29 protein-coding genes are annotated in these 25,295 nt (G+C 64.4%); 9 read left to right on the top strand and 20 right to left on the bottom strand.

Going from position 1 to position 25,295, the window contains the following annotated elements:
• Positions 1–23: 23 nt before the first annotated feature.
• Positions 24–632 carry a TetR/AcrR family transcriptional regulator gene (locus XI05_RS33610; RefSeq protein ID WP_271510076.1) on the top strand — a complete coding sequence of 203 codons (609 nt, stop codon included), beginning with the start codon at positions 24–26 and terminating at the stop codon, positions 630–632.
• Here the strand turns inward: XI05_RS33610 and XI05_RS33605 are convergent.
• From XI05_RS33605 to urtA, 16 genes are all read right to left on the bottom strand, one after another.
• Positions 629–2,290, bottom strand: coding sequence for a CHASE domain-containing protein (locus XI05_RS33605; protein WP_271509980.1), 1,662 nt, complete (start codon positions 2,288–2,290; stop codon positions 629–631). The two genes, XI05_RS33610 and XI05_RS33605, sit on opposite strands and share 4 nt — an antisense overlap.
• A 299-nt stretch (positions 2,291–2,589) precedes the next feature.
• Entirely contained in the window at positions 2,590–3,213 is a 624-nt protein-coding gene (gene ureG / locus XI05_RS33600; RefSeq protein WP_271509978.1) for an urease accessory protein UreG, read from the bottom strand.
• Between the two features lie 39 nt (positions 3,214–3,252).
• Positions 3,253–3,981 carry an urease accessory protein UreF gene (locus XI05_RS33595; RefSeq protein WP_271510074.1) on the bottom strand — a complete coding sequence of 243 codons (729 nt, stop codon included), beginning with the start codon at positions 3,979–3,981 and terminating at the stop codon, positions 3,253–3,255.
• Entirely contained in the window at positions 3,962–4,573 is a 612-nt protein-coding gene (locus XI05_RS33590; protein ID WP_172784895.1) for an urease accessory protein UreE, read from the bottom strand. Before XI05_RS33590 ends, XI05_RS33595 begins: the two co-directional genes overlap by 20 nt.
• Positions 4,574–4,586: 13 nt before the next feature.
• Positions 4,587–4,886: a putative quinol monooxygenase gene (locus tag XI05_RS33585; protein ID WP_035998129.1), complete on the bottom strand. Its 300-nt coding sequence runs from the start codon at positions 4,884–4,886 to the stop codon at positions 4,587–4,589.
• 130 nt (positions 4,887–5,016) lie between these two features.
• Complete coding sequence (gene ureC / locus XI05_RS33580; RefSeq protein ID WP_271509977.1) at positions 5,017–6,732, bottom strand: urease subunit alpha; 1,716 nt, start codon at positions 6,730–6,732, stop codon at positions 5,017–5,019.
• Positions 6,733–6,766: 34 nt separating this feature from the next.
• Positions 6,767–7,306, bottom strand: a complete 540-nt coding sequence (locus XI05_RS33575; protein ID WP_271509975.1) for an HD domain-containing protein — start codon at positions 7,304–7,306, stop codon at positions 6,767–6,769.
• Positions 7,307–7,320: 14 nt separating this feature from the next.
• A complete protein-coding gene (locus XI05_RS33570) occupies positions 7,321–8,448 on the bottom strand; it encodes a patatin-like phospholipase family protein (RefSeq protein WP_271509973.1) in 1,128 nt (375 codons plus the stop codon).
• Positions 8,449–8,460: 12 nt separating this feature from the next.
• Positions 8,461–8,766, bottom strand: coding sequence for an urease subunit beta (locus XI05_RS33565; protein WP_026202067.1), 306 nt, complete (start codon positions 8,764–8,766; stop codon positions 8,461–8,463).
• A 113-nt stretch (positions 8,767–8,879) separates the two neighbouring features.
• Positions 8,880–9,182, bottom strand: a complete 303-nt coding sequence (locus tag XI05_RS33560; RefSeq protein WP_027553946.1) for an urease subunit gamma — start codon at positions 9,180–9,182, stop codon at positions 8,880–8,882.
• 38 nt (positions 9,183–9,220) lie between these two features.
• The gene (locus tag XI05_RS33555; RefSeq protein WP_271509971.1) at positions 9,221–10,051 is read right to left on the bottom strand and encodes an urease accessory protein UreD; all 831 of its coding nucleotides are present in this window, start codon (positions 10,049–10,051) and stop codon (positions 9,221–9,223) included.
• A 38-nt stretch (positions 10,052–10,089) separates the two neighbouring features.
• On the bottom strand, positions 10,090–10,785 hold the full coding sequence (gene urtE, locus XI05_RS33550) for an urea ABC transporter ATP-binding subunit UrtE (protein ID WP_271509969.1): 696 nt from the start codon (positions 10,783–10,785) through the stop codon (positions 10,090–10,092).
• A gap of 3 nt (positions 10,786–10,788) precedes the next feature.
• Positions 10,789–11,550 (bottom strand): urea ABC transporter ATP-binding protein UrtD, encoded by a 762-nt coding sequence (urtD, locus tag XI05_RS33545; protein ID WP_271509967.1) that lies wholly within the window; start codon positions 11,548–11,550, stop codon positions 10,789–10,791.
• A gap of 6 nt (positions 11,551–11,556) precedes the next feature.
• The gene (gene urtC, locus XI05_RS33540; protein WP_172784902.1) at positions 11,557–12,726 is read right to left on the bottom strand and encodes an urea ABC transporter permease subunit UrtC; all 1,170 of its coding nucleotides are present in this window, start codon (positions 12,724–12,726) and stop codon (positions 11,557–11,559) included.
• On the bottom strand, positions 12,723–14,330 hold the full coding sequence (gene urtB / locus XI05_RS33535) for an urea ABC transporter permease subunit UrtB (RefSeq protein ID WP_271509966.1): 1,608 nt from the start codon (positions 14,328–14,330) through the stop codon (positions 12,723–12,725). Before urtB ends, urtC begins: the two co-directional genes overlap by 4 nt.
• Positions 14,331–14,414: 84 nt before the next feature.
• Positions 14,415–15,737 carry an urea ABC transporter substrate-binding protein gene (urtA, locus tag XI05_RS33530; RefSeq protein ID WP_271509964.1) on the bottom strand — a complete coding sequence of 441 codons (1,323 nt, stop codon included), beginning with the start codon at positions 15,735–15,737 and terminating at the stop codon, positions 14,415–14,417.
• Positions 15,738–16,216: 479 nt separating this feature from the next.
• On the opposite strand from urtA, the gene XI05_RS33525 reads away from it, so the two are divergent.
• From XI05_RS33525 to XI05_RS33515, 3 genes are all read left to right on the top strand, one after another.
• Positions 16,217–17,800, top strand: coding sequence for a DEAD/DEAH box helicase (locus XI05_RS33525; protein ID WP_212254169.1), 1,584 nt, complete (start codon positions 16,217–16,219; stop codon positions 17,798–17,800).
• Between the two features lie 23 nt (positions 17,801–17,823).
• A complete protein-coding gene (infA, locus tag XI05_RS33520; RefSeq protein ID WP_035998101.1) occupies positions 17,824–18,111 on the top strand; it encodes a translation initiation factor IF-1 in 288 nt (95 codons plus the stop codon).
• Positions 18,112–18,366: 255 nt separating this feature from the next.
• Positions 18,367–18,579, top strand: a complete 213-nt coding sequence (locus tag XI05_RS33515; RefSeq protein ID WP_014439634.1) for a cold-shock protein — start codon at positions 18,367–18,369, stop codon at positions 18,577–18,579.
• 89 nt (positions 18,580–18,668) lie between these two features.
• Here the strand turns inward: XI05_RS33515 and XI05_RS33510 are convergent, their stop codons facing one another.
• From XI05_RS33510 to XI05_RS33495, 4 genes are all read right to left on the bottom strand, one after another.
• Positions 18,669–19,283, bottom strand: a complete 615-nt coding sequence (locus XI05_RS33510; RefSeq protein ID WP_271509962.1) for a TadE/TadG family type IV pilus assembly protein — start codon at positions 19,281–19,283, stop codon at positions 18,669–18,671.
• A 23-nt stretch (positions 19,284–19,306) separates the two neighbouring features.
• The gene (locus tag XI05_RS33505; RefSeq protein ID WP_271509960.1) at positions 19,307–19,888 is read right to left on the bottom strand and encodes a TadE/TadG family type IV pilus assembly protein; all 582 of its coding nucleotides are present in this window, start codon (positions 19,886–19,888) and stop codon (positions 19,307–19,309) included.
• Between the two features lie 208 nt (positions 19,889–20,096).
• Entirely contained in the window at positions 20,097–20,600 is a 504-nt protein-coding gene (locus XI05_RS33500; RefSeq protein ID WP_172784908.1) for a pilus assembly protein N-terminal domain-containing protein, read from the bottom strand.
• Positions 20,601–20,750: 150 nt separating this feature from the next.
• Positions 20,751–21,578, bottom strand: coding sequence for a sterol desaturase family protein (locus tag XI05_RS33495; protein ID WP_271509958.1), 828 nt, complete (start codon positions 21,576–21,578; stop codon positions 20,751–20,753).
• 270 nt (positions 21,579–21,848) lie between these two features.
• Between XI05_RS33495 and XI05_RS33490 the strand changes: the two genes are divergently transcribed.
• The 5 genes from XI05_RS33490 (at position 21,849) to XI05_RS33470 (ending at position 25,292) form a co-directional block, all read left to right on the top strand.
• Positions 21,849–22,013 carry a Flp family type IVb pilin gene (locus XI05_RS33490; protein WP_106941836.1) on the top strand — a complete coding sequence of 55 codons (165 nt, stop codon included), beginning with the start codon at positions 21,849–21,851 and terminating at the stop codon, positions 22,011–22,013.
• 77 nt (positions 22,014–22,090) lie between these two features.
• Positions 22,091–22,231 (top strand): hypothetical protein, encoded by a 141-nt coding sequence (locus XI05_RS33485; protein WP_172784654.1) that lies wholly within the window; start codon positions 22,091–22,093, stop codon positions 22,229–22,231.
• 122 nt (positions 22,232–22,353) lie between these two features.
• Entirely contained in the window at positions 22,354–22,878 is a 525-nt protein-coding gene (locus tag XI05_RS33480; protein WP_271509956.1) for an A24 family peptidase, read from the top strand.
• A 129-nt stretch (positions 22,879–23,007) separates the two neighbouring features.
• Positions 23,008–23,805: a Flp pilus assembly protein CpaB gene (cpaB, locus tag XI05_RS33475; protein WP_271509953.1), complete on the top strand. Its 798-nt coding sequence runs from the start codon at positions 23,008–23,010 to the stop codon at positions 23,803–23,805.
• On the top strand, positions 23,802–25,292 hold the full coding sequence (locus XI05_RS33470; RefSeq protein WP_271509950.1) for a type II and III secretion system protein family protein: 1,491 nt from the start codon (positions 23,802–23,804) through the stop codon (positions 25,290–25,292). Before cpaB ends, XI05_RS33470 begins: the two co-directional genes overlap by 4 nt.
• Positions 25,293–25,295 lie beyond the last annotated feature (3 nt).

Raw genomic sequence — 25,295 nt, 5'->3', positions numbered from 1 at the left:
GCGTGAGGAGACCGGGCGTGGCGATGGCGAAAGACGGGCGTGAAGAGGCGGAGAGCGCGCCCCGGCGCGGCCGGCCAAGGTCGATCGAGACCACCAACGCCATCCTCGAAAGCGCCTATGCGCTGATGGCGACCACCGGCCTTGCCGCCACCACCATCGATGCGATCGCGCGCCACTCCAGCGTGTCGAAGATGACGATCTACAAATGGTGGCCGTCGCGGGAAGCCCTGCTGATCGACGCATTCCTCCACCATGCCGCGCAGATGCTGCCGCTGCCGCCTGCGAGCGCCGGCACGCCCGCGGCGCGCGCGCGGCGCCACGCCACCGCCTATGCCGAGGCGCTCCAGGGCGAGTTCGGCAAGGTGCAGCTCGCCGTGATCTCAGAATGCATTTCCAAGACCGGCTCGGCCGAGCTGTTCTACGCCCGCTACTTGCAATTCCGCCGCGACGCGCTGGTGGACATGATCGCCGCCGGCCAGAAGGACGGCAGCATTCAGGCCGAGGGTCCCCCTGAGAATCTCTACGACGCGATCTATGGCAGCCTGTTCTACCGCTACATCTTCGGCATCGCGCCGATCACACCTGGCTACGCGCGCAGCCTCGTCGATCTGGTGTTGCGGCCAAAGAGTTAGCTTCGCGCCGGCCTGACCGGCGCCGAGATCTTGTCCGTGCGGTCGCGCTCGGTCATGTCGACCACCGTCTCCATCGGCGCGGTCAATTCATAGACGTAGGAGACGTCGGTGAAGAAGCGCTTGGCGGTCCCCCCCAGCGCCTCGGGCGCGACGCGGTCGAGCAGGATCAGGCCGAAATCGGAATCGGGCCGGCGCGTCGCCTCGCTGGTGTTGAACTCCTCCCAGCGAAAATGGAAGACCTCGTGGCCATCTTCGCCGGTCACCGTCCAGTTGGCCGTGATGTGCGGGTGCTTGCCGACCAGCGACAGGCCCTCGTCGGAATGCGAGGCGAGCTCGAAGAACAGCAGAGACAGGCTCTGCGCCGCTCGCGCGCTGACCGCGATGTCGGGGCCGGTGACCGCGATGCGGTCGGCATGAGGAATCGCGCGCGCCTCGAACAGGCCCTTCAACTTGACGCCCTGCCACTGGCTCTCGCTGAGCAGCGACACCACGTTGGACATGGCGTGGATGCGTCCGATCAGGAGCTCGCGCGCGCTGTCGATGTCCGAACCGTGGCGCAAGGTGCGCGTCACGATCGACTGGATCACCGCCAGGATGTTCTTGACGCGGTGGTTGAGCTCGTCGATGACCGCGGTCAGCCGGCGCTCGAAGCCGATCCTGACCTGGATCTCCCGGCTGAGCCGCAGATTGTTGTAGGCGACATAACCGAACAGGCCGCACACCATTGCGGTGATGGCAAAGCCGATCGCCGCCACGATGATCGCGGTCTGCTCGGCGCGGCGCACCGAATTTGTCTTCGCGTAATAGCCGAGCTGCCAATCGCGGCCGCCGAAGCTCACCGTGCGCGTCGCCGACGGCGCCGGCCCCTCCGCCACCGCCATCCGCGTCGAGACCACGCCCTGATCGTTGGCGATCAGCTCGCCGCCGTCCTTGCGCGGATCCCTGAGCGCCACCGCGAACAGCGACATGTCGTCATTGGCCAGCATCAGCGAGGCGAGCTCGTAGGAAAATGTCACGAACCCGGCCGGCTCGGTCGCGCCCTCGGGTATGACGGGCGCAGCCACGATGATGCCGATCGGACCGTTGCCGCGGATCAATTGCACCGGGTCCGAGGCAACCGACCTCTTTTCGGCGCGCGCCCGCGCTAGCATCGCGCTGCGAACCGGATCCTGATCGTAGCTGCGGCCGAGCAACGTCTTGGTCTCGTTGCTGCGCGGCTCGACATCCAGCAGCACGTCGATCGGCTGGGTGACATCGGCAGGATTGATCGGCTTGTCGTCATACGGGCGAATCTGCGGATTCGGGAAGCCGGCGCCGGCAATGGCGGCCTGCGCCGCCGCAAGCTCGTTCGGCTTCAGCCGTGCGACCCACCCGGCCACCACGAAGTCGGTCTTGAAGGCGTAGATCGCCGAGCGCAGCGGCTCCAGCATGTTCGGCTTGATCACCGACGGCGCGCGGAACAGGCCCGAGGCGACACGCGCGAGCAGCTCCCGCTCGGTCAGGCGGTCCTGAACCAGGCTCGCATGCACGTCGATCGCACGCGCCAGTGCAATCCGGTCCAGCGCCAGTTCCTGGTCGTGGACGCGATAAGCCGCAAGCCCGGAGAGCAAGGCCCCGAGCAGAGCGATGAAGCCGATAACGAAACCCAGCCTGACCACGCGATTACTCAGGCGAAAGCAGGAGGTCGGCAATGAACACGGAGCACATGAACGCCGCTCGAACGGCCATAGGCCGAAGCAGGGTAAACCCCAGTGCCGGAGATAATGAAGGAGGAGGCATCAGTACGCAACTTGGGTCGCCTGAAAAGCTTAATCCGTCCGGCCGATGGTCTGGCCGGGATGAATTCGCCCCGGGCACCGGAGGTAGTTAATCGCCGTGTCCGAAATTTGTTCCGCGGTTGCGGCGCGGCCCGGCTCGTTAACGGCGAAAAACGCCTGCGCCAACTGGTCGCGTCCGGTCAGCCCGCCCGTTTCAGGCCACCTTTGGCCTCGATGAAGCCGACGATTCGGTCGAGCCCCTCGCTTTTCTTGAGGTTGGTCATGACGAAGGGCCGCTCGCCGCGCATGCGCCTGGCGTCCGTCTCCATCTTCTCCAGGGAGGCGCCGACATGGGGCGCTAGGTCGGTCTTGTTGATGACCAGGAGGTCGGACCGGGTGATGCCGGGGCCGCCCTTGGACGGGATCTTGTCGCCGGCGGCGACGTCGATGACGTAGATGGTGAGGTCGGCCAGCTCCGGGGAAAAAGTGGCAGCAAGATTGTCGCCGCCGGATTCGATCAGCACGAGGTCAAGTCCGGGAAACTTGACGCGCATGTCCGCGACCGCAGCGAGATTCATCGAGGCATCCTCGCGGATCGCCGTGTGCGGACAGCCGCCGGTCTCGACGCCGGCGATGCGATCCGGCGTCAACGATCCCGAACGCACCAGGAACTCCGCATCCCATTTGGTGTAGATGTCGTTGGTGATCGCCGCAATGTCATAGCGATCGCGCATGGTCTTGCAGAGCAGGTCCATCAGCGCGGTCTTGCCCGATCCGACCGGACCGCCGACGCCGACACGCAAGGGACCGTGAGATTTCGCCATGTGACTTGTTCTCTCCTGATGACTTGAAGGCCGCACCACTCACGACCGAAACAACCGGGTATATTGCGTCTCGTGCCGCAAGCTGGCGAGGTCGGCGCGGAACGTCGCGTTGCCGAGATCGTCCAAGTTTGCAGCCAGCGCGCGATTGGCGGTGGCGGCGACGGCGGCTTCCAGCTTCACCAGCACACGCTGGCTATCGGTCTGGCCGAGCGGAATGAGCCGGCTGGCCGCAGAAATCCAGTTCGAGACCAGCGCATGCAGGAAGGCGTGCAGCGTCGGCGCCAACGGCACGGCGTGCATCGCGGCAACGACGCCGACCGCGACGGGATAAACCAATGGCGCGCTGCATGCCGCGACCGTGGCATCCAGTCCATCGGCATCCCACGCGGCGCGGGCAATGTCGATGAAGGCGCGGCCCTGCGAGGTCGTCTCCAGCTGCCGCTCGCGCGACGGCACGAAGGCGCTCGCAAGCTCGGCGATCTCGTTCAAAGCGGCCGTCTCGCCCGATTCCGTGGCGCGATAGGCGTGGACCAGAAACGTCGCGTCACAGAAGCCCGAGCCGTCGGCGAGCATCGCATCGAGCCAATCCCCCAGCGTCGTCGTGTCGGTGACGTCGCCGGCCTCGACCGCCCATTCGATGCCGCTGGAATAGGAGAAACCGCCTACCGGGAACGCCGGCGAGAGCCAGGTCATCAGCCGGTACAGCGCCGCCGCCTCGCTCTCGGCAAGACCACCAGCGCCGACAGGCTCATTTGTGGTCATGAGCATGCTTGTGGCCGTGGTGATGATCGGGATGATCGCAATGCTCGTCGTGGTGATGGTGGTGCTCATGGCCATGGTCGTGCGCGGCATGATCATGGTGGTGGCCATGGTCATGGTGATGATGGCCGTGATCGTGATGCGCATGGTCGTGTCCATGCGCATGGCCGGCATCGGCATAGGCGCCGCCTTCGGGATCGAACGGCGCTTCGATCTCGATCACACGCGCGCCGAGGCCCTTCACCATCGCCTCGATGACGTGATCGCGGCGGATGCGCAGGGCCTTGGCCAAGATCTGCGTCGGCAGGTGACGGTTGCCGAGATGCCAGCCGACGCGGACGAGGTGGTGCGGATCGCGGCCGCGGATTTCGAGCAGCGGCTCGGGCGCCGCGACCACCTCGATCAGCCTTCCATCCTCCAGCACCAGCGCATCGCCGCCACGCAGCGCGACGGCATGCTCCAGGTCGAGCAGGAATTCGAGGCCCCGCGTGCCGGTCATCGCCATGCGACGACGGTGCCGATCGTCAAAGTCGAGCACGACCGTGTCCACTGGTGCTTCCGTGAAGCGGTGCTGTCCCCTGACCTGCGTCGCCCGGATCATGCGTCGTCCCTCTTTACCGTGTCTCGACCTTCTCGGGCGTGATGTATTCGATCTTCGGCGGCGCCGTGAAGCATTTCACCGCAACGCGGCCGAACGTCTTCATGTGCTCCGCAGCACGATGCGGCCCCAGCGCCTCCATATTCTCCCACTGCTCGACGAACACCATCTTGGCAGGGTCCGTGACGCTCTCATGCAGATCATAGGCGATATTGCCGGGCTCCTTCCGCGTCTCCTTGATGCAGGCGGTGGCGGCCGCGATGAACTCGGCGCGCGTCTCGGGCTTGATGGTCAGGGTGGCAACGACGTAGATCACGAGAAATCCTCCCGGCTTTTCTTCTAAAGGGGTACGATACCGGGCGGGACATTAGACCAGGCGGGACCGAACGCAAAACCGCAAAAAGCCGTCCCCGGACACCGCCGGGGACATGCGTTGAGGCGCTATTTCAGTACATGAAATATCGCTGCGCCATCGGCAGCACCTCCGCCGGAGCGCAGGTCAGGAGCTCGCCGTCGGCCCGCACTTCATAGGTCTCCGGATCGACCTCGATCTTGGGCGTCGCGTCGTTGTGGATCATGCTCTTCTTGGAGATCCTGCCGCGGGTATTCTGGACAGCATAGAGCTTCTTCTCGATGCCGAGCTTTCGCGCGAGGCCACCAGTGATAGCGGCCTTCGAGGTGAACACCACGGACGATGCCGTACGCGCCTTGCCGTACGCGCCGAACATCGGCTGGTAGTGCACCGGCTGCGGCGTCGGGATCGAGGCGTTGGGATCACCCATCGGCGCTGCGACGATGGTGCCGCCCTTGACGATGCAGTCCGGCTTGACGCCGAAGAAGGCCGGCGACCACAGCACGAGATCGGCGAGCTTGCCCTTTTCCACCGAGCCGATCAACTTCGACACGCCATGCGCGATCGCGGGGTTGATGGTGTATTTGGCGATGTAGCGCTTGACGCGGAAATTGTCGTTGTCCTTGCCGTTGTCCTGCGGCAAGGCTCCGCGCTGCTTCTTCATTTTGTCGGCGGTCTGCCAGGTCCGGATGATGACCTCGCCGAGCCGGCCCATGGCCTGCGAGTCCGAGGACATCATCGAGAGCGCGCCGAGGTCGTGCAGGATGTCTTCGGCCGCGATGGTCTCCTTGCGGATGCGGCTTTCGGCGAACGCGAGATCTTCCGCGATCGAGGGATCGAGGTGGTGGCACACCATCAGCATGTCCAGATGCTCGTCGATGGTGTTGCGGGTGAAGGGGCGCGTCGGATTGGTCGAGGACGGCAGCACGTTCTTCAGGCCGGCGACCTTGATGATGTCAGGGGCGTGGCCGCCGCCGGCGCCTTCGGTGTGGAAGGCATGGATGGTGCGGCCCTTGAAGGCCTTGATCGTGTCCTCGACGAAGCCGGATTCGTTCAGCGTGTCGGTGTGGATCATCACCTGGATGTCGTGATCGTCAGCCACCGACAGGCAATTATCGATCGCGGCCGGCGTGGTGCCCCAATCCTCGTGCAGCTTCAGCGCACAGGCACCGGCCTTGATCATCTCGACCAGCGCGGCGGGCCGCGAGGCGTTGCCCTTGCCGGAAATGCCGAGATTGACCGGGAAGGCGTCGAACGACTGGATCATCCGCCCCATGTGCCACGGCCCCGGCGTGCAGGTGGTGGCGAAGGTGCCGTGCGAGGGGCCGGTGCCGCCACCCAGCATCGAGGTGACGCCTGACATCAGCGCGTGCTCGATCTGCTGCGGACAGATGAAATGGATGTGGCTGTCGAAGCCGCCGGCCGTGAGGATCTTGCCTTCGCCCGCGATCACGTCGGTGCCGGGTCCGATGATGATGGTGACGCCGGGCTGGATGTCGGGATTGCCGGCCTTGCCGATTGCCGAAATCATGCCGTCCTTGATGGCAACGTCGGCCTTCACGATGCCCCAATGGTCGACGATCAGCGCGTTGGTGATGACCGTGTCAGCCGCGCCCTGCTTGTTGGTGACCTGCGACTGCCCCATGCCGTCGCGGATCACCTTGCCGCCGCCGAACTTCACCTCCTCGCCATAGGTGGTGAAATCCTTCTCGACCTCGATGACGAGGTCGGTGTCGGCCAGCCGCACCTTGTCGCCGGTGGTCGGGCCGAACATGTCGACATAGACGGAACGCTTCATCTTGACGGACATCACAAGCCCCGTTTGCGATTGAATGTCTGGTTGGTCACAGCAAGGCCTTTGCTGCTTTCACGGCATCGTCGAATTTTTCGTCGAGCCATGCATTGCCGCCGCGGCACCCCGCCACGACCTGCGTGGCCCAGCCGATATAGTCGGCGAGTTCCTCACGCTCCTCGGCGCTCGGATCGGTTTGAATGCGCGCGCCCGTATTGCTGATCTTGTCGGCGATCTTGATCAGCTTGGCGCCCGGCGATTTGTGGGGCGCGTCCTCGATCTGCTTCTGCCGCCGCTTTGCCTTCGGCAAGCTCATGTCGTCGGTGCACTCGGCAACCAGCGAGGCGACACGCTCGGAAAATCTCTGCGCGAGCTCCTCGCGCGTGGTGTCAGTGTCCTCGATCGAATCGTGCAGCCAGCCGGCCGCAACGAGCTCGGCGTCGGCACCGTCGGTCGCGGTCGCGAGCAGGTTCGCGACCTCGGCGAGGTGATTGATATAGGGCTCATTGCCGCGGCCCTTGCGCGCCATGCCGTTGTGGCGCTGCGCGGCGAGCTCGGCAGCTTCGGAGATGAGGCGGATCGGGGACATCACTGGAGCGCTCCTGGTCAATGAAGCATCGGCAGCAGACCGCGCGTCCTGAATACGTCCTGCAGCTTCAGACGCGCAAGCTTGTATCCGGCCTCGCGACGCCGCTGAATTCCCGCTGCCGAAAAATCGCGAAAAGCGCCGGAGTCCCGGGACTCCGCGGATAGACCGGCTTCCTTCATGAGACCCGCATCGGCCAGGTCGATGTTGGTGATGGCGCCAAGGGTCTTGAAACGCTGCGCACGCGAGACCTTGTCAACGAGCTGCGGATCCCGCGCCTCTACTGGAACGGCGGCGTAGAGCGCCTCCACGGTCTGCAACAATTCATTGATGACCGCTGCGTTCGCACCGTCCTGGCGCAGGCGGTTGCCATAACGCAGTTCGCTCAAGCGATCATTGACCTCGATCATGTTCTTTGGCGCCGCACGCTTGCTTCGAAACAAGTTCATCACGACCAGGATGCGATCGACGTCGTCCGATCCGGAAAACGCATCAATCGCATCGCCGAGCGGCGTGTTGTCGACGATGCCGCCGTCCCAGAAATTCGCGTCGCCGATTGGCGTCGCCGGAAATCCGGACGGAAGGCTGCCGCTTGCCAGCACATGGCGAGGACCGATCTCGGTCCGCTTCTCGCCCTTGTGCGGATGGTTGCAGAAACGCACCAACTCGCCGGACGACACGTCGACCGCGGTGACGACGAAGGTGGTCGGGCTGTTGTTCAGCGCCGTGAAATTCACGTGTCTCGCCAACGTCCCGAGCATGGGCTCGGTGTCGTAGAAATTGGTCCAGCGGAAGACATTCCAGTAGTCATAACGAGGCTTGTAGAAACCGTGCACGCCGAACAAAGCGAAATCCTGGCTGGCGATACCCCACCAATAATTCCGCGACTCCAGCGAAAGCTCGGACCACAGCAATTGCAGGCGCCTTTTGGCATCGGCCCGATCAGTCGCGCCAACCACACAGGCCGCATTTATCGCGCCAATGGAAACTCCGGTGACCGCGGCCAGCGTAACGGTCCTACCCTCGGCATGGATGGCATCCATCAATTCCAGAAGCGCCTCGATCGCGCCGAACTCAAAGGCCCCAAGCGCACCGCCGCCCTGGAGCACGAGTCCAATCTCGACCTTGTCCTTGACGACGGTATTCATGGCAGGCCTGCCCTACAGCTTCCCCATCACATCGCCGCGGAAACCGTAGATCGTCTTCTTCCCCGCCATGGCGACGAGCTGCACGTCGCGGGTCTGGCCGGGCTCGAAGCGGACGGCGGTGCCGGCGGCGATGTCGAGGCGCATGCCGCGGGCCTTCTTGCGGTCGAACTTCAGCGCCGGGTTGGTCTCGAAGAAATGATAGTGCGAGCCGACCTGGATCGGGCGGTCGCCGGTATTGGCCACGGTCAACGTCACGGTCTTGCGGCCGGCATTGAGCTCGATCTCGCCGTCCTGGATGAAGAGTTCGCCGGGGATCATGTTTCGTTTCCTCTGTCATTCCGGGGCGGCCCGAAGGCCGAACCCGGAATCTCGACCAACAATCTCTGGATTCCGGGTTCGCCCTGCGGGCGCCCCGGAATGACGAATTCAAATTAGCGGATCGGCTCGTGCACGGTGACGAGCTTGGTGCCGTCGGGAAAGGTCGCCTCGACCTGGATGTCGTGGATCATCTCGGGGATGCCTGGCATCACCTGGTCGCGGGTCAGCACCTGCGCGCCCGACTGCATCAGCTCGGCGACGGTGCGGCCGTCGCGGGCGCCTTCGAGGATGAAGTCGGAGATGATCGCGACCGCCTCGGGATGGTTGAGCTTGACGCCGCGGTCCAGCCGGCGCCGGGCCACGATCGCCGCCATCGAGATCAAAAGCTTGTCCTTTTCGCGGGGAGACAGGTTCATGCGACATCTCTTCCGTTCAGCACGTCAATTCAACCAGTCTAGTTCAACCAGAGCCGCGGCAGGGCCGCACCGGTGCGTGCCAGCACCGTCATCATGTCGGCGCGCAAGCGCGCCGCATCTTGGGCACAGAACCGCGCCATTGCAAAGCCATTCCAGGCCGAGATTCCGACCTCGCCGGAGAACGATTCCGACGCCTCCCGGATGCGCTCGACCAAGGGCTCGTCGCCGGGCACGATCAGGGCTGTGCCGATCGCCGCGCCACCCTTGGCGACCGCGGGCCGTGCAAGCTTGCCGCCGATGTCGCCGTCGAGCCGGACGGTCTCTGCGAACACCAGCCGGCCGCCACGGCGCAGCCTCCAACGGTCGATGAACTCGCCCTGCTCCATCCGCTCGCCCATGGCGGTGCGGCCGAACACCACGATCTCGCAGAGCAGGAGCGAGGCTGCCTCGTCGAGATCGATATCGAAGCGGCGCTGCACGCGGGCGCGGTCGAACAGAATCGTCTCCTGGGGCAACCAGGCGAGATGCGCGCCCGCGCCGACCTTCAGGGCGATGTTGAGCTGCGCTGCAGCTCCGGGCGTGCGATAGACCTTTTCGGCGGCCGCTGTGGTCAGCGTCAGCCGCGCTCCATCCGCCGCCGCTATCTCGACATCGAAGCGATCGCCACCAGCAACTCCGCCGGCCGTATTGACGAACACGCCGGACAGACCCTGATCTTCCGGCGAGGGAAAGCGGACGCGGAGCGAACCGGATTCATGCACGGCGCCGCGACGCGTCACGCCGTCGCGCGCATGCACGTCGAAGCGCACCGCGCCACGGGCGCGGTTGGCCTCGAACAGCGTGGATGTGGCTGACAATTCGCTGCGCATCCGTCTCCCCCAGCCGGTCGCGGCAGGTCTTTGCCGGCTTACAGCGCCATCTGGCGGCTGATCTCGCCCGAATCGAGATTGGAGCGGTCGCAGGTGAACTTCACCGCGCCGCGATCCATCACCGCGAAACTGTCGCCGAGTTCGCAGGCGAAGTCGAGATATTGTTCGACCAGCACGATGGCGATGTTGCCGAGATTGCGCAAGTAAGAGATGGCGCGGCCGATGTCCTTGATGATCGAGGGCTGGATGCCTTCGGTGGGCTCGTCGAGCAGCAGCAGCTTCGGCCGCATCACCAGCGCGCGGCCGATCGCGAGCTGCTGCTGCTGGCCGCCGGAGAGGTCGCCGCCACGCCGGCCGAGCATGGATTGCAGCACGGGAAACAGCGAGAACACGTCGTCGGGAATGTGCTTGTCCTCGCGCTTGAGCGGACCAAAGCCGGTCTTGAGGTTCTCCTCGACCGTCAGCAGCGGAAAGATCTCGCGGCCCTGCGGCACGAAGCCGATACCCTTGCGCGCCCGCTCATACGGCTTGAGGCCCGTGATATCGCTGCCGTCGAACACGATTGCGCCCGAGGAGATCGGATATTGCCCGACCATGGCGCGCAAGAGCGAGGTCTTGCCGACGCCGTTACGCCCGAGCACGCAGGTGACCTTGCCGGGCTCGGCCGAGATCGACACGCCGCGCAGCGCCTGCGCCGCGCCGTAGAACAGGTTGATGTCCTTGACCTCAAGCATCGCTCAGCGTCCCAGATAGACTTCGATGACCCGCTCGTTGGACGAGACCTGGTCGATGGTCCCTTCCGCGAGCACCGTGCCTTCGTGCAGGCAGGTGACCTTGACGCCGAGCTCGCGCACGAAGGTCATGTCGTGCTCGACCACCATGACGGTGTGGGTCTTGTTGATTTCCTTCAGCAGCTCGGCGGTGAGGTGCGTCTCGACGTCGGTCATCCCCGCGACGGGCTCGTCGACCAGCAGCAGTTTCGGATCCTGCGCCAACAGCATGCCGATCTCGAGCCATTGCTTCTGGCCATGGCTGAGGCTGCCGGCGAGGCGGTTGCGCGCCTCGGTAAGGCGGATCGTCTCCAGCACCTTGTCGATGCGCTCGGACTCCGCCTTGCTGCCGCGCCAGAACAGCGTGCCGCGGACCGAGTGATCGACATTGAGCGCCAGCAGCAGATTGTCCTGCACGGTCTGGCTCTCGAACACCGTCGGCTTCTGGAATTTGCGGCCGATGCCGAGCTCGGCGATTCGGGTCTCGTCGAGGCGCGTCAGGTCGGTGATGCCGTCGAACAGCACGGCACCTTCGTCCGGCTTAGTCTTGCCGGTGATGATGTCCATCATCGTGGTCTTGCCGGCGCCGTTCGGGCCTATGATGGCGCGCATCTCGCCGGGCTCGAGCGTCAGCGACAGATTGTTGATGGCGTGGAAGCCGTCGAAGGAGACGTGCACGCCGTCCAGATAGAGCATCGCGGAGGTCGCGCGGGTGTCCATGACATTCATGACCGCTTACTCCGCCATCTTGGGTTCGGTGACGCCGTCTTCGGCCGCGGCGCTCGCTGTGGTCGCGGCGGTGCGTTTTTCCTTCGACTGATCCCACCAGGCGTTGAAGGTGCCGACGATTCCCTTGGGCAGCAGCAGCGTCACCAGGATGAACAAAGCGCCCAGCATGAACAGCCAGTACGGGGCCAACACGCCGGAGGTGAAGAACGTCTTGGCGTAGTTGACGACGACGGCGCCGAGCGCGGCGCCGACCAGCGTGCCGCGGCCGCCGACCGCGACCCAGATCACCGCCTCGATCGAATTGCCCGGCGCGAATTCGCTGGGGTTGATGATGCCGACCTGCGGCACATAGAGCGCGCCGGCGACGCCGGCCATGCAGGCCGACACCGTGAACACGAACAGCTTGTAGGATTCGACGCGGTAGCCGAGGAAGCGCGTGCGCGATTCCGCGTCACGCACCGCGATCAAGACCTTGCCGAGCTTGGAGGAGACGATGGCGCGGCAGATCAGGAAACCGACGATCAGCGCCAGGCAGCTCAGCGCGAACAGCGCGGCGCGCGTTCCCTCCGCCTGCACGTTGAAGCCCAGGATGTCCTTGAAGTCGGTCAGGCCGTTGTTGCCGCCGAAGCCGAAATCGTTGCGGAAGAAGGCAAGCAGCAGCGCATAGGTCATCGCCTGCGTGATGATCGACAGATAGACGCCGGTAACGCGGGAGCGGAAGGCGAGCCAGCCGAAACAGAAGGCGAGCAGGCCGGGCACGACCAGCACCATCAGCGCGGCGAACCAGAACATGTCGAAGCCGTACCAGTACCAGGGCAGCTTCTGCCAGTTCAGGAACACCATGAAGTCGGGCAGGATCGGATTGCCGTAGACGCCGCGGGTGCCGATCTGCCGCATCAGATACATGCCCATGGCGTAGCCGCCGAGCGCGAAGAAGGCGCCGTGGCCGAGCGAGAGGATGCCGCAATAGCCCCAGATCAGGTCGATCGCGAGCGCCAGGATGGCGTAGCAGACATACTTGCCCCAGAGCGCCACGAGATAGGTCGGCACTTGCAGGAACGAGCCGGCGGGCAGCAGCAGGTTGGACAGCGGGATCAGCACGCCCAGCCCGGCGACTACCAAGAGGAAGATCGTCGCGCCGCGGTCCAGCGATCGCGTCAGCATGTGAGGTGTCATGCTTCCACCGCACGGCCCTTGAGCGCGAACAGGCCGCGCGGCCGCTTTTGAATGAACAGGATGATGAGAACCAGGATCGCGATCTTGCCGAGCACGGCGCCGGCGACCGGCTCCAGGAACTTGTTGGCGATGCCGAGCGTGAAGGCGCCGACCAGCGTGCCCCAGAGATTGCCCACGCCGCCGAACACCACGACCATGAAGCTGTCGATGATGTAGCTCTGGCCGAGATTGGGGCTGACATTGTCGATCTGCGACAGCGCCACGCCGGCGATGCCGGCAATGCCCGAGCCGAGGCCGAATGTGAGCGCGTCGACGCGCGAGGTGGCGATGCCCATCGAGGCCGCCATGCGGCGGTTCTGCGTCACCGCACGCATTTCGAGGCCGATCGCGCTGTAGCGCAGCATCGCGAGCAGAATCGCGAACACGGCGAGCGTGAAGACAAGGATCCAGAGCCGGTTATAGGTGATGGTGATCTGGCCGAGCTCGAACGCGCCGCTCATCCAGGAGGGGTTGCCGACCTCGCGGTTGGTCGGGCCGAACATGGTGCGCACCGCCTGTTGCAGCACCAGCGACAGGCCCCAGGTCGCGAGCAGCGTCTCCAGCGGGCGGCCGTAGAGGAAGCGGATGATGCTGCGCTCGATCAAGACGCCGATCGCGCCTGCGACGAGGAAGGCGAGCGGCACGGCGATCAAGAGCGAATAGTCGAACAGGCCGGGATAGCGGGTGCGGATCACCTCCTGCACCACGAAGGTGGTGTAGGCCCCGATCATCACCATCTCGCCATGCGCCATGTTGATGACGCCCATCACGCCGAAGGTGATGGCGAGCCCGATCGCGGCGAGCAGCAAGACTGAGCCGAGCGAGAGGCCGTACCAGGCATTCTGCACCATCGACCAGACTGCGAGCGAATTCTGGATCGAGCCGATCGCGCTCGCGGCGGCCTTGGTCACCGAGGCGGGCTGCTCGCCCATGCCGGTGAGCAGCGCCAGCGCATCCTGGTCGCCCCGCGCCTTGATGGTTGCGACCGCTTCGAGCTTCTCGACCTCGGTGGCGTCGGACTTGAACAGCAGGATCGCAGCGCGGGCCTCGCCGAGCGCCGCCTTGACGGATTTGTTGGTTTCCTTGGCAAGCGCGGCATCGACCGCCTCGAGCGCGGTCTCCTCGTGCGACTTGAAGACGGACTGCGCCGCCTGCAGGCGCGTTCCCAGATCCGGCGACTGCAGCGTCAGGCTGCCGAGCGCGGCATCGACGCTGCGGCGCAGGCGGTTGTTGAGGCGAACCGCGCTCGCACTGTCGGGAACGCTGGCGACGGCCTCGCCGGTCGCAGCGTCGATCGACTTGCCGTCGGCACCGGTGACGTAGACCTTCTTGCTGTCGGGATCGGCCATGAGACGGCCGTCCTGGAGCGCATTGATGATCGGAAAAGCCAGCTTGCTGCCGCTGCCCGCGATCACACCGATCGCCTCTTCCGTGTCGGAAAAATCATCATTGGCGAATTTGGCGACCGCGTCCTCGAACGGACCGGCGAAGGCCGGCAGCGCGAACGCGATCAGAAACAACGAGAGTGCAAGCGAACAGAGACGGGCGGACAAATGGGCTGGCACTGTGAATGACCCCGGCAGAAATGAGTGGAGAAGGCGGCGGGATCGCCGCCCCCTCCGGTCTTGCAATGGAGCGTCAGATCGGGATCAGGAGCCCGAGCCGAGGCACTTGTTGGACTTGGTGTTGAAGTTGCCGCACTTCTTGCCGACCCAGTCGCCGATCAGGTCCTTGGAGCCGTCGAGCTCCTTCGACCAGGCATCGCCGGGGACGAGGCTGGGGGTCTTCCAGACCACGTCGAACTGGCCGTTGCCCTTGATCTCGCCGATGAACACCGGCTTGGTGATATGGTGGTTCGGGAGCATCTTGGAGGTGCCGCCGGTCAGGTTCTTGGCTTCGGTGCCCGGGAGAGCGTCGATCACCTTGTCGGGATCGGTCGACTTCGCCTTCTCGACCGCCTTGACCCACATGTCGAAGCCGATCACGTGCGCTTCCATCGGATCGTTGGTCACGCGCTTCGGATTCTTGGTGTAGGCCTGCCACGCCTTGATGAACTTCTCGTTCTCCGGCGACTTGATCGACTGGAAGTAGTTCCAGGCTGCGAGGTGACCGACCAGCGGCTTGGTGTCGATGCCGGCGAGCTCTTCCTCACCCACCGAGAACGCGACCACCGGGATGTCCTTCGCCTTGATGCCCTGGTTGCCGAGCTCCTTGTAGAAGGGAACGTTGGCGTCGCCGTTGATGGTCGAGACCACCGCGGTCTTCTTGCCGGCCGAGCCGAACTTCTTGATGTCGGCCACGATCGTCTGCCAGTCGGAATGACCGAACGGCGTGTAGTTGATCATGATGTCTTCCTGGGCGACACCCTTCGACTTCAGATAGGCTTCCAGGATCTTGTTGGTGGTGCGCGGATAGACGTAGTCGGTGCCCGCGAGCACCCAGCGCTTCACCTTCTCTTCCTTCATCAGATAATCGACGGCGGGGATCGCCTGCTGGTTCGGCGCAGCACCCGTGTAGAAGACGTTGCGCTCGCTCTCCTCGCCCTCGTACTGCACGGGGTAGAACAGGATGCTGTTCAGCTCCTTGAAGACGGGGAGTACCGACTTGCGCGACACCGAGGTCCAGCAGCCGAACACGACCGAGACCTTGTCCTTGGTGATCAGCTCGCGCGCCTTTTCGGCGAACAGCGGCCAGTTCGAAGCGGGGTCGACGACGACGGCTTCCAGCTTCTTGCCGAGCACGCCGCCCTTCTTGTTCTGCTCGTCGATCAGGAAGAGGATGGTGTCCTTCAGCGTGGTTTCGCTGATCGCCATGGTGCCGGACAGGGAGTGCAGCACACCGACCTTGATGGTGCCGTCCGCGGCCTTCGCGCCAGTCAATGAAGCCAGACCGAGCATCAGTCCGGCGGTCGCGGCGAGCACGCCGCGGCGGCTAAATGACGCCGCTATATCGTGAGTGGATTTGTTAAACATGAGTGCCTCATCTCCCTGACGCAGACGTGAAAACGCTGCGAAACGGCCCCACGGCCGCCTGCGATTAACGGAATCGCAAGAACCATGCCATGGGCTGAGCACCCATCAACGTATTGAATCTACTGACTTAATCGTCATAAATCAAAGTTTCGCCGCAGTCGGACAGCCCAAATCCTAGGCAATCTAAATGTATGCGAAAGCGGCAGTCGGACTATTTTCTGAGCAAAGCGCCAGGTCTGGCTAAATTTCCGGCAGCAGTTTTTTTGCACCGCACCCGCTGTTTCGGGCGCGCCTGCCTTGAAAGCGCCCCGTCGATGTTCCATATGAACGTCTGAGACCTCTTGCGAATCAAGGGGTCGTTGCGAGCCGCGTGTTCTTAAGCCCTCTCCGGGCCTCTGGCTTGCCCCATATCATCCAAGCCATCCGACACCCCAAACACGCAGGTGTCTTCTCGACACCCTTTTGCGCGCGCCGCGCTGATGCGCCGGGCGTTCGCTTTTGACATGGAAAGAACCCCTCTTTTGACTTCGTTTCAGGACTTCGGCCTCGCCGAACCCATCGCGCGCGCTCTTCGTGAAGAGAATTACGTCACCCCAACCCCGATCCAGGCCCAAACCATCCCGCTGGCATTGACCGGCCGCGACGTCGTCGGCATCGCCCAGACCGGTACCGGCAAGACCGCGTCCTTCGCGCTGCCGATCCTGCATCGTCTGCTCGATAACCGCATCAAGCCGCAGCCCAAGACCGCCCGCGTGCTGGTGCTGTCGCCGACCCGCGAGCTGTCCGGCCAGATCCTCGACAGCTTCAACGCCTATGGCCGCCACATCCGCCTGTCCTCGACGCTTGCGATCGGCGGCGTGCCGATGGGCCGTCAGGTCCGCGCGCTGATGCCGGGCGTCGACGTGCTCGTCGCCACCCCCGGCCGCCTGCTCGACCTCGTGCAGAGCAACGGCTTGAAGCTTTCAAGCGTCGAGTTCCTCGTGCTCGACGAAGCCGACCGCATGCTCGACATGGGCTTCATCAACGACATCCGCAAAATCGTCGCCAAGCTGCCGATCAAGCGGCAGACGCTGTTCTTCTCGGCCACCATGCCGAAGGACATCGCCGAGCTCGCCGATTCCATGCTGCGCGACCCCGCCCGCGTCGCGGTGACGCCGGTGTCTTCGACCGCCGAGCGGATCAACCAGCGCATCCTCCAGGTCGATTTCGCGGCCAAGCCCGCCTTCCTGACCAAGCTGCTGCAGGACGAGGCGATCAACCGCGCGCTGGTCTTCACCCGCACCAAGCACGGCGCCGACAAGGTGGTGAAGACGCTGGCCAAGGCCGGCATCGCCGCCAACGCCATCCACGGCAACAAGTCGCAGAACCATCGCGAGCGCACGCTCGCCCAGTTCCGCTCGGGCGAGATCCGGACCCTGGTCGCCACCGACATCGCCGCCCGCGGCATCGACGTCGATGGCATCAGTCACGTCATCAACTTCGACCTGCCGAACGTGCCGGAAACCTACGTCCATCGCATCGGCCGCACCGCGCGTGCCGGCGCCGACGGCACCGCGATCTCGCTGGTCGCGGGCGGCGAGGAACTCGGCTATCTGCGCGACATCGAGCGGCTGATTCGCGTCGCCCTGGCGCGGGAGGACCACCGCACCGACGCCGGCCGCCGCGATCCCGGTCCCGCTCCGTCGCAGCAACGACAGGGCCGGCCAGGCGGCCGCCCCGGCCAGCGCCCGCAAGGCGCACGGCACGGTGACGGGCGTCGTGCCGACGAACGGCATGCCGACGGGCGCCACCATGGTGCCGGCAAGCACGGCGACGGAAGGCACGGTGAAGGACGGCATGCGGAGGCAAGGCATGCCGACGGACGGCCCGGCAGTGGGCAGAATGCCTCCAAGGGTTCTCGCCGCCGCCGCTCCGGTGGTAAGATGCATTCATCGCCTGTCGACCGTCCGGAACAGCGTTCCGCGCATAGCGCCGGGACCCCTGATGGGATACAAGGCGTTGCCTTTTTGCGCCGCCAGAGTCGGCCAAACAGCCAACCGAACCGCAAACCTTATTCGCACTAGCCGTCCACGACCTGGAGACATTCATGGCTAAGGAAGAGCTGATCCAGTTCGAAGGACTGGTCACCGAAATCCTCCCCGATGCCCGCTACCGCGTGCAGCTCGACGCCGGACACGAGATCGTTGCCTATACCGCCGGCAAGATGAAGAAGAACCGCATCAAGACGCTCGCGGGCGACCGCGTGACGGTGGAGATGTCGCCCTATGACCTCGAGAAGGGCCGGCTGATTTTCCGCCACAAGGACGAACGTCCCAGCACGCCGGGCGGACCGCCCCGTCCCGGACAGCGCGGCGGCCAGTTCCGCCGCCGCTAGTCGGCTGCGTCGAGTTCGAATTCCGATCTGTAGATTGATCCGCCGTTGGCATCACGGCGGATCAAAAATCGTGCACGTCCGGATTGTTTCGGATCCTTGCTTCCGATAAAATGAATTAATCGATTTTCGGCCGGACGACATTGGCATCCACCGGTACAGCCGGTTCAGACACGCTGACGACCCTTCCAGAAATTCGATCTAACCCTGCCCGCGCGAGCGGGCTCCGACATTGTGTTATCTGAGAAGGACTACCCCATGAGCATGGGAACCGTGAAGTGGTTTAATGCGACCAAGGGCTTCGGCTTCATTCAGCCCGACGACGGCGGTCAGGATGTGTTCGTTCACATCAGCGCCGTCGAGCGCGCCGGCCTCGGCTCGCTGCGCGAGGGCCAGAAGATCTCCTACGAGATCGTGGCCGACCGCCGTTCCGGCAAGTCGGCAGCCGACAACCTGCGCGCTGCGGGCTGAGCCCACCGGGCCGGTGGCCCGATCGAGCCAAAGCAAAAAGGCCGTGCATGACGCACGGCCTTTTTCATTTCACGGGCGGCTGGCAAGTCTCAACAGGTCGAGGGCACGTTGTTGTAGGGCACGCAGACGACCTGACGCGGCCGCGTGTAGGAGAGATCGCTCAGCGTCACGCTCGACTTCAACACATAGCCGATGGTCGGCGTGTAAGTGTACTTGACCTCGCTCAGAATGAGATAACTCGACGGAATCAGGAGCGTCGGGGGAATCATCGTGGTGACCGTATCGCCGGCGGTCCGAGCCGAGGTCGCAAGCGTGGCTTGCGTCGCGCCGCTCGCAATCGTGCCGGCCTTGCTCCACTGGACCTTGGCGACGCTGTTGGCGTCGATGTAGATCTGCGAGATCGTGCCCTTCACGAGCGTCGCGTCGTAGGGCATGACGACCGAGATGCTTGCCGTGAACGAATCCTTCATGCTGGCATCGTCGAGCGTCGTCGACTGCGACGTCAGATCGGACAATGTCCGCGCGATCAACGTGATTTTGCGGTCGATCGCCACGGCCGACGAAAATTCGACGGTGCCGAAGAACATCACCAGCATCAGCGGTACGATGATCGCGAATTCGGTCGCCGCCAGCGCGCGCTTGTCGGCGACGAAGCCGCGCACGGAGCCGCCTGCATTCCTCCAGATGTTCGCAATCGCCCGCATCGGTCCGCCCAGATCCATCTGCCTCAGAAGGGTTCGTTCTTGAACGCCGCCGTCGCCACCATCAGCCGCTTGTTGTTGCATCCCATGTTGTAGCCAAGACCGGTGACGATGAGCGGCCATTGGTAGAACAGGCGCACCACGACGACCTGTCCGGAGCTTCCGGCACTGTACTGCATGCCGGAGGGATTGAAGGTGCAGGAAGTGCCGAAGTTGGTGAGGCTGAGCGTCCCGAAGGAGCTGGTGCTGACAACGTCGACATAAAGCTTGCTGCAATCGAACAGCGCCGGGATCTTGGTACAGACAAAGGCCTTGAACGTCGTCTGATCGCACGGAGAGACGGTGTTGGGCACGGTCTGACAGGCCGCCACCGAGCCGCCCTGTGCCTGGGCCTGGCCGGTCAGAATCGCGCGCGCGGAGTCCTGCGCGATGGTTTCGAGCACCTGGCTCGAGAAGAACATGAGCGCCGTCTCGATGATGGCGAACAGCAGCGCGAAGAACATCGGTGCGACCAGCGCAAACTCGACGGCTGCGGAGCCGCGGCGGTTGCCGCGAAACCGGAGCAGCGCCTTCCGCAGCGTGAACCTCGTAGGTGCAGGCGATGGCATCTCGTCAAATTCCCCAGCGACCGGCGATCATCTGCCCGTTCAATAGCGGAAACTGATTGTCTAAGTGTTTCAGACGATCCGCAGCCGGCGGACCGCGCCGTTAAGACTGCGTTAACCAGGCGCGTCCCGAAGCGCGCTGAAATACGGCGCGCGGAGAGATGCCGGCGAAGCGGCGAGCGGCCTGGCGGGGTGCAGGCCGGCCGGTCGGCTAGTTTGGCTTGGCAGCCGCGCCGGCACCCGCACCGCCGCTGGCGCTGCTGCTCAGCGTACCGGCCTGGCTCATCGCGTTGTTGAAGTAGGCGTCGCTGTCACCGAGCGTCACGCGGCGCTGGCAAAGCGGTACGCAGCTGTAGGACTCGCGCTCGATGCCGCGATAGACGGTGACGAGCCGGTCGCTCGGACCTTCGACCTGGATCTGGCGGTCCACCAGAATCTCGCCGCCGCGGTCGAGCGCGATGAAGTTGGTGGCCCCGTAGCCTTTTCCGGTCACGACGATCATGCCGCCGGGCTGGAGCGTGACGTCGGCGATCAGGGGATTGCCGACCACGATGGTCGCCACCTTGCCGGGCAGCCGCACGAGCTTGGCTTGGTCGACATTGACCGCGATGGTGTCGGCGACGGGCTCGGCGAGGCCTGCGGCCGGCGTTGCCAGCATCGCAGCGGCAACCAGAAGACAGACGCGCACATGACGGCGCAGCATTTCTTTACGCATACTCTTACCCCCGGGACGTCACAAACCGGCAGAAGCGACCGAATACAGCGGAGCCGGTGCCCGACCCGGCTAACCTGCCTTTAATTCGTGAACGTTCCGCAAACTCGCCGAGTATTGTTTGAACGGACGGACATTTGCGGGGCCCGCCCCCTAGTGCCGAAACGGATAGGCGAGTTGGCCTCCGATCTCCTTGGGCATGCTCGCTTCGTCCTTGCCGTAATCCTGCGGCAGCCTGCCCTCCGGCATGCGGAAGGTGCCGAACAGCACGTCCCAGATCGGGAACGTTCCGGCGAAATTGGTGTCCCCGCCCTCTTCGAGCGAGGTGTGGTGCCAGCGGTGGAAGACCGGCGTCGCCAGCACGTATTTGAACGGTCCGAAGGTCCAGTTCAGGTTGGCGTGCACGAAGGCCGAATGGAAGGTGGTGAACGGGCCGACCCAGACCATGACGTTCGGGGAGATGCCTGCCATCAGCAGCAGGACATCGACGCTGATCGTCCCGAGCAAGAGATTGACCGGATGAAAGCGGGCCGCGGAGATCCAGCCGATCTCCTCCGACGAATGATGGACCGCGTGATATTTCCAGAAGCCGCCGTCGTGGAATAGCCGGTGCAGCCAGTACAGCATGAAATCGGACAGCACCAGGAACAACAGCGCCTGCAGCCACAGCGGCAGCTGCGCCAGCGGACCATGGCCGTTGTCGTAGAAGGCGATGAGCTCGTCGGCATCGTGGATGTTGAAGACGACGCTGGCGCCGACGACCAGCAGCCCGATCCGCATGGTGCGGGCGAACACCGGGACGAAGAACCAGTAGCAGATGTCGGTGACGATCTCCCGCTTGCGCCACCACGGCGCGCCGGGATTGCAGGCCCAGAAATGCTCCAGCACGGTGAAGACCGCCGCGAGCACGAAGGTGACCGGGATCACCTTCACGATGGTCTCGCCGAGCATCAAAGCGACTTGCAAGGGCAGGCTCGACATCGTCGCTCTCTCCGCGAATTCCGCTGTAGCCTTACGCCTACTCCGCGAAATTTAAGGGAGCGTGAAGCAGGCGCCGCGTTGGCGAGGCATCCGGAACCGGAACGAATTGCAGAGGCCGTCTTAAGGCGAAATTCACTCTGGGCAAAAGCATCGCGCCGAAGCTGGGTTTACCCGATCGAATTAACTCCCCCGAAAGAGCTCGGCTCTCATGGTCGTCACGTCAACGACAGCGCCGAACGAGGCGGTCCCCACCCAGACGGAGTTTTGTTCATGAAGAACTTGATTGCGCGTTTCGCGAAGGATGAATCCGGCGCCACCGCCATCGAATACGGCCTGATCGCCGCCGGCATCGCGCTGGCCATCATCACCGTCGTCAACAATCTCGGCACCACGCTGAACGCCAAGTTCACCTCGATCAGCACCTCGCTGAAGTAAGCGGGTCCACGAACGACGACAAAAGCCCCGGACCTCCGGGGCGTTTGTTTTTCTGAAGACGGCGAGTTCCAGTGGCGTTGCACAAGGTAAGAACCGATGCCGCGGTTGCGGCGCGCGAGGCGGAAGCGGCGCAGGCCGGCTCGCCGGTCTATTGGATCTGCCTTGCGCTGCTGGTTGCGACGGTCGCGCTCGCCGCACGCATCGCCAGCTTCTGGTGAAGGCGCGTTCGGCGGCCGAGGGCCCGCGCGCCCGTGCCGCCGTTGTCGGTTTGTTTAGCATCGCGCGCTAGCATCGCCCGACGCCAGCTCCCGCGACAAACCCAGGCCCCAAGACGCAGCCCATGATCCTCGACCTTGCGCGCCTTCTGCTCTTCCCGGCCCTGATGGCGTTCGCCGCCGCGAGCGATCTCTTCACGATGACGATCTCGAACCGCGTGTCGCTGGCGCTGGTGGCAGGCTTCTTCGCGCTCGCCCTCGCCGGTGGCATGGCACCTTACGAGATGCTGAGCCATGTCGGCGCCGGTGCGCTTCTCCTGGTCGTGGCTTTCACCTGCTTCGCCATGGGCTGGGTGGGCGGCGGCGACGCCAAGGTCGCGGCTTCCGTCGCGCTCTGGTTCGGCTTCCCACATCTGATGAACTTCCTGCTCTACGCCTCGCTGTTCGGCGGCGCGCTGACGCTGCTTCTGCTCCAGTTCCGGCAGTGGCCGCTGCCGTACGGGCTGGCAGGACAGGCCTGGCTCGCACGGCTGCACGCCAAGGAGAGCGGCATTCCCTACGGCATCGCGCTCGCGCTGAGCGCGTTGATGGTCTACCCGGAGACCGAATGGGTGAAGGCGATCGACCTCGCTCACCTCGCACTGCACTGAACGCCCAGGGTAAACCCGGCGTTAAGGCGATTTAGATACGCCTCATTAACCATGCTTTGACGAATAGCTGGTCAACTGCCGATGACGGCGGCGGCAGCGTCGCGGCGTATTGTTGGAAAGTTGAAGCGTATGAATAGGGCACGCATTGTCGTCCTGACGGTCGCGATCTGCGCCGGCGGCGTCGCCGCGTACCTGGCGAGCGGCACCGACAATTCTGCGCCGCCTCCGGTTCCGGTCGCGCAACTGCCGACGGTCGACGTCCTCGTCGCCAAGAACGACATCGGCCTCGGCCAGACCGTGAAGCCCGAAGACGTGCAATGGCAGACCTGGCCGACCGCGACCGCCAGCGCCACCTTCATCCGACGCAACGAGCGCCCCGATGGCGCGACCCAGGTGACCGGCTCGATCGCGCGCGCGCCCTTCATTCAGGGTGAGCCGATGCGCGACCAGAAGCTGGTCAAGGCCGAAGGTTCCGGCTTCATGGCGGCAATCCTGCCCACCGGCATGCGGGCGATCTCGACCGAGATCTCGCCGGAGACCGGCGCAGGCGGCTTCATCCTGCCCAACGACCGCGTCGACGTCCTGCTCACGCGCCGGCTCAAGAACCCGGACCAGAGCAGCGGCGCTCCCGACGTCGTCACCTCCGAGATCATCCTGGCCAATATCCGCGTCCTCGCCATCGACCAGGCGCCCAAGGAAAAGGACGGGCAGAACGCGGTGGTCGGCAAGACCGTCACCCTCGAGCTCAATCCCGCGCAGACCGCAACGCTCTCCGCGGCGCGTCAGAGCGGCACGCTGTCGCTGGCGCTGCGCAGCATCGTCGACGTCAAGATGAGCGAGATCACGCTCGATGACTCCGCGCAGAAGCGCGAGGGGGTCTCGATCATTCGCTACGGCATTCCAAGTCAGACGGCTAAGGCACGATGAAGACAGTCGACATCAAATGCAGGGCAGATTCGGCGACGATGCGGACCTCACTGGTCCGCGCCCTGTCGTTTTCGGCCGCCCTCGCGCTGGCGCTCAATCCGGCGATCGCCCCGGCGGTCGCCGCCGATTACCGCCCCGTGGCGCCGGCCGCGGCGGACGGCCAGATCAATGCGCGTTTCCTTTCGCTCGGCGTCGGCAAGTCCATCGTCATCGACCTGCCGCGCGACATCAAGGACGTGCTGGTCGCCGATCCCAAGATCGCCAACGCGGTGGTCCGCTCGGCGCAGCGCGCCTATATCATCGGCGCCGCGGTCGGCCAGACCAACATCGTGTTCTTCGATTCCGCCGGGCAGCAGATTGCGGCCTATGACATCGCGGTGAAGCGCGACCTCAACGGCGTGCGGGCCGCGCTGAAGCAGGTCCTGCCCAATTCGGACATCCAGATCGACGGCCTCGGCGACGGCATCGTCCTGACCGGCACGGCTGCCAATCCGCTGGAGGCGCAGCAGGCCAACGACCTCGCCGCGCGCCTGGCCGGCGGCGCCGACAAGGTGGTGAACTCGATCGTGGTACGCGGCCGCGACCAGATCATGCTCAAGGTGACGGTGGCCGAGGTCCAGCGCAACATCGTCAAGCAGCTCGGCATCGACCTCACCGCCAACCTGAACTACGGCACGTCGGTGGTGAGCTTCACCAATTCGAACCCGTTCACGGCGCTCGGCAAGAACCTCGTGGACGGCAACAACCTGACCACGAAGTTCGGCGCCGCCCCGTCGGTGCAGGCCACGCTGCGCGCGATGGAAACCGCCGGCGTGATCCGCACGCTGGCCGAACCGAATTTGACCGCGATCTCCGGTGAATCGGCGACGTTCATCGCCGGCGGTGAATTCCCGGTTCCGGCAGGCTATGCCTGCGATCCCACCACGCATGTCTGTACCACCCAGATCAGCTTCAAGAAGTTCGGCATCTCGCTGAACTTCACCCCCGTCGTGCTGAGCGAGGGCAAGATCAGCCTGCGGGTGATGACCGAGGTCTCGGAGCTGTCGAACGAGAATGCGATCACGCTGTCGCAGGCGGTGACCACGAACACGGTGAACTCGCTGACGGTCCCCTCGATCAGGACCCGCCGCGCCGAGACCTCGCTGGAAATTCCCTCCGGCGGCGCGATGGCGATGGCCGGCCTGATCCAGCAGCAGACCAAGCAGGCAATCAGCGGATTGCCGGGGCTGATGCAGCTGCCGATCCTGGGCACGCTGTTCCGCAGCCGCGACTTCGTCAACAACGCGACCGAGCTGGTCGTGATCGTGACGCCCTATGTTGTCCGCGCAGTGGCGCCGAAGGACCTGTCGCGGCCGGATGACGGCTTCGCCCCGCCTGCCGATCCGCAAGCCCAGCTGATCGGCAACATCAACCGGCTCTACGGCGTGCCCGGACGCACCGAACCGGCCAAGAACTACCGCGGCACCTACGGCTTCATCACCGACTGAGGC

Origin of the sequence: Bradyrhizobium sp. CCBAU 11357, from assembly GCF_028128865.1 — a bacterium.
Classification (GTDB): domain Bacteria; phylum Pseudomonadota; class Alphaproteobacteria; order Rhizobiales; family Xanthobacteraceae; genus Bradyrhizobium.
The sequence above is the reverse complement of the archived record's forward strand: the minus strand, read 5'-3'. Positions and strand labels throughout refer to the sequence as shown.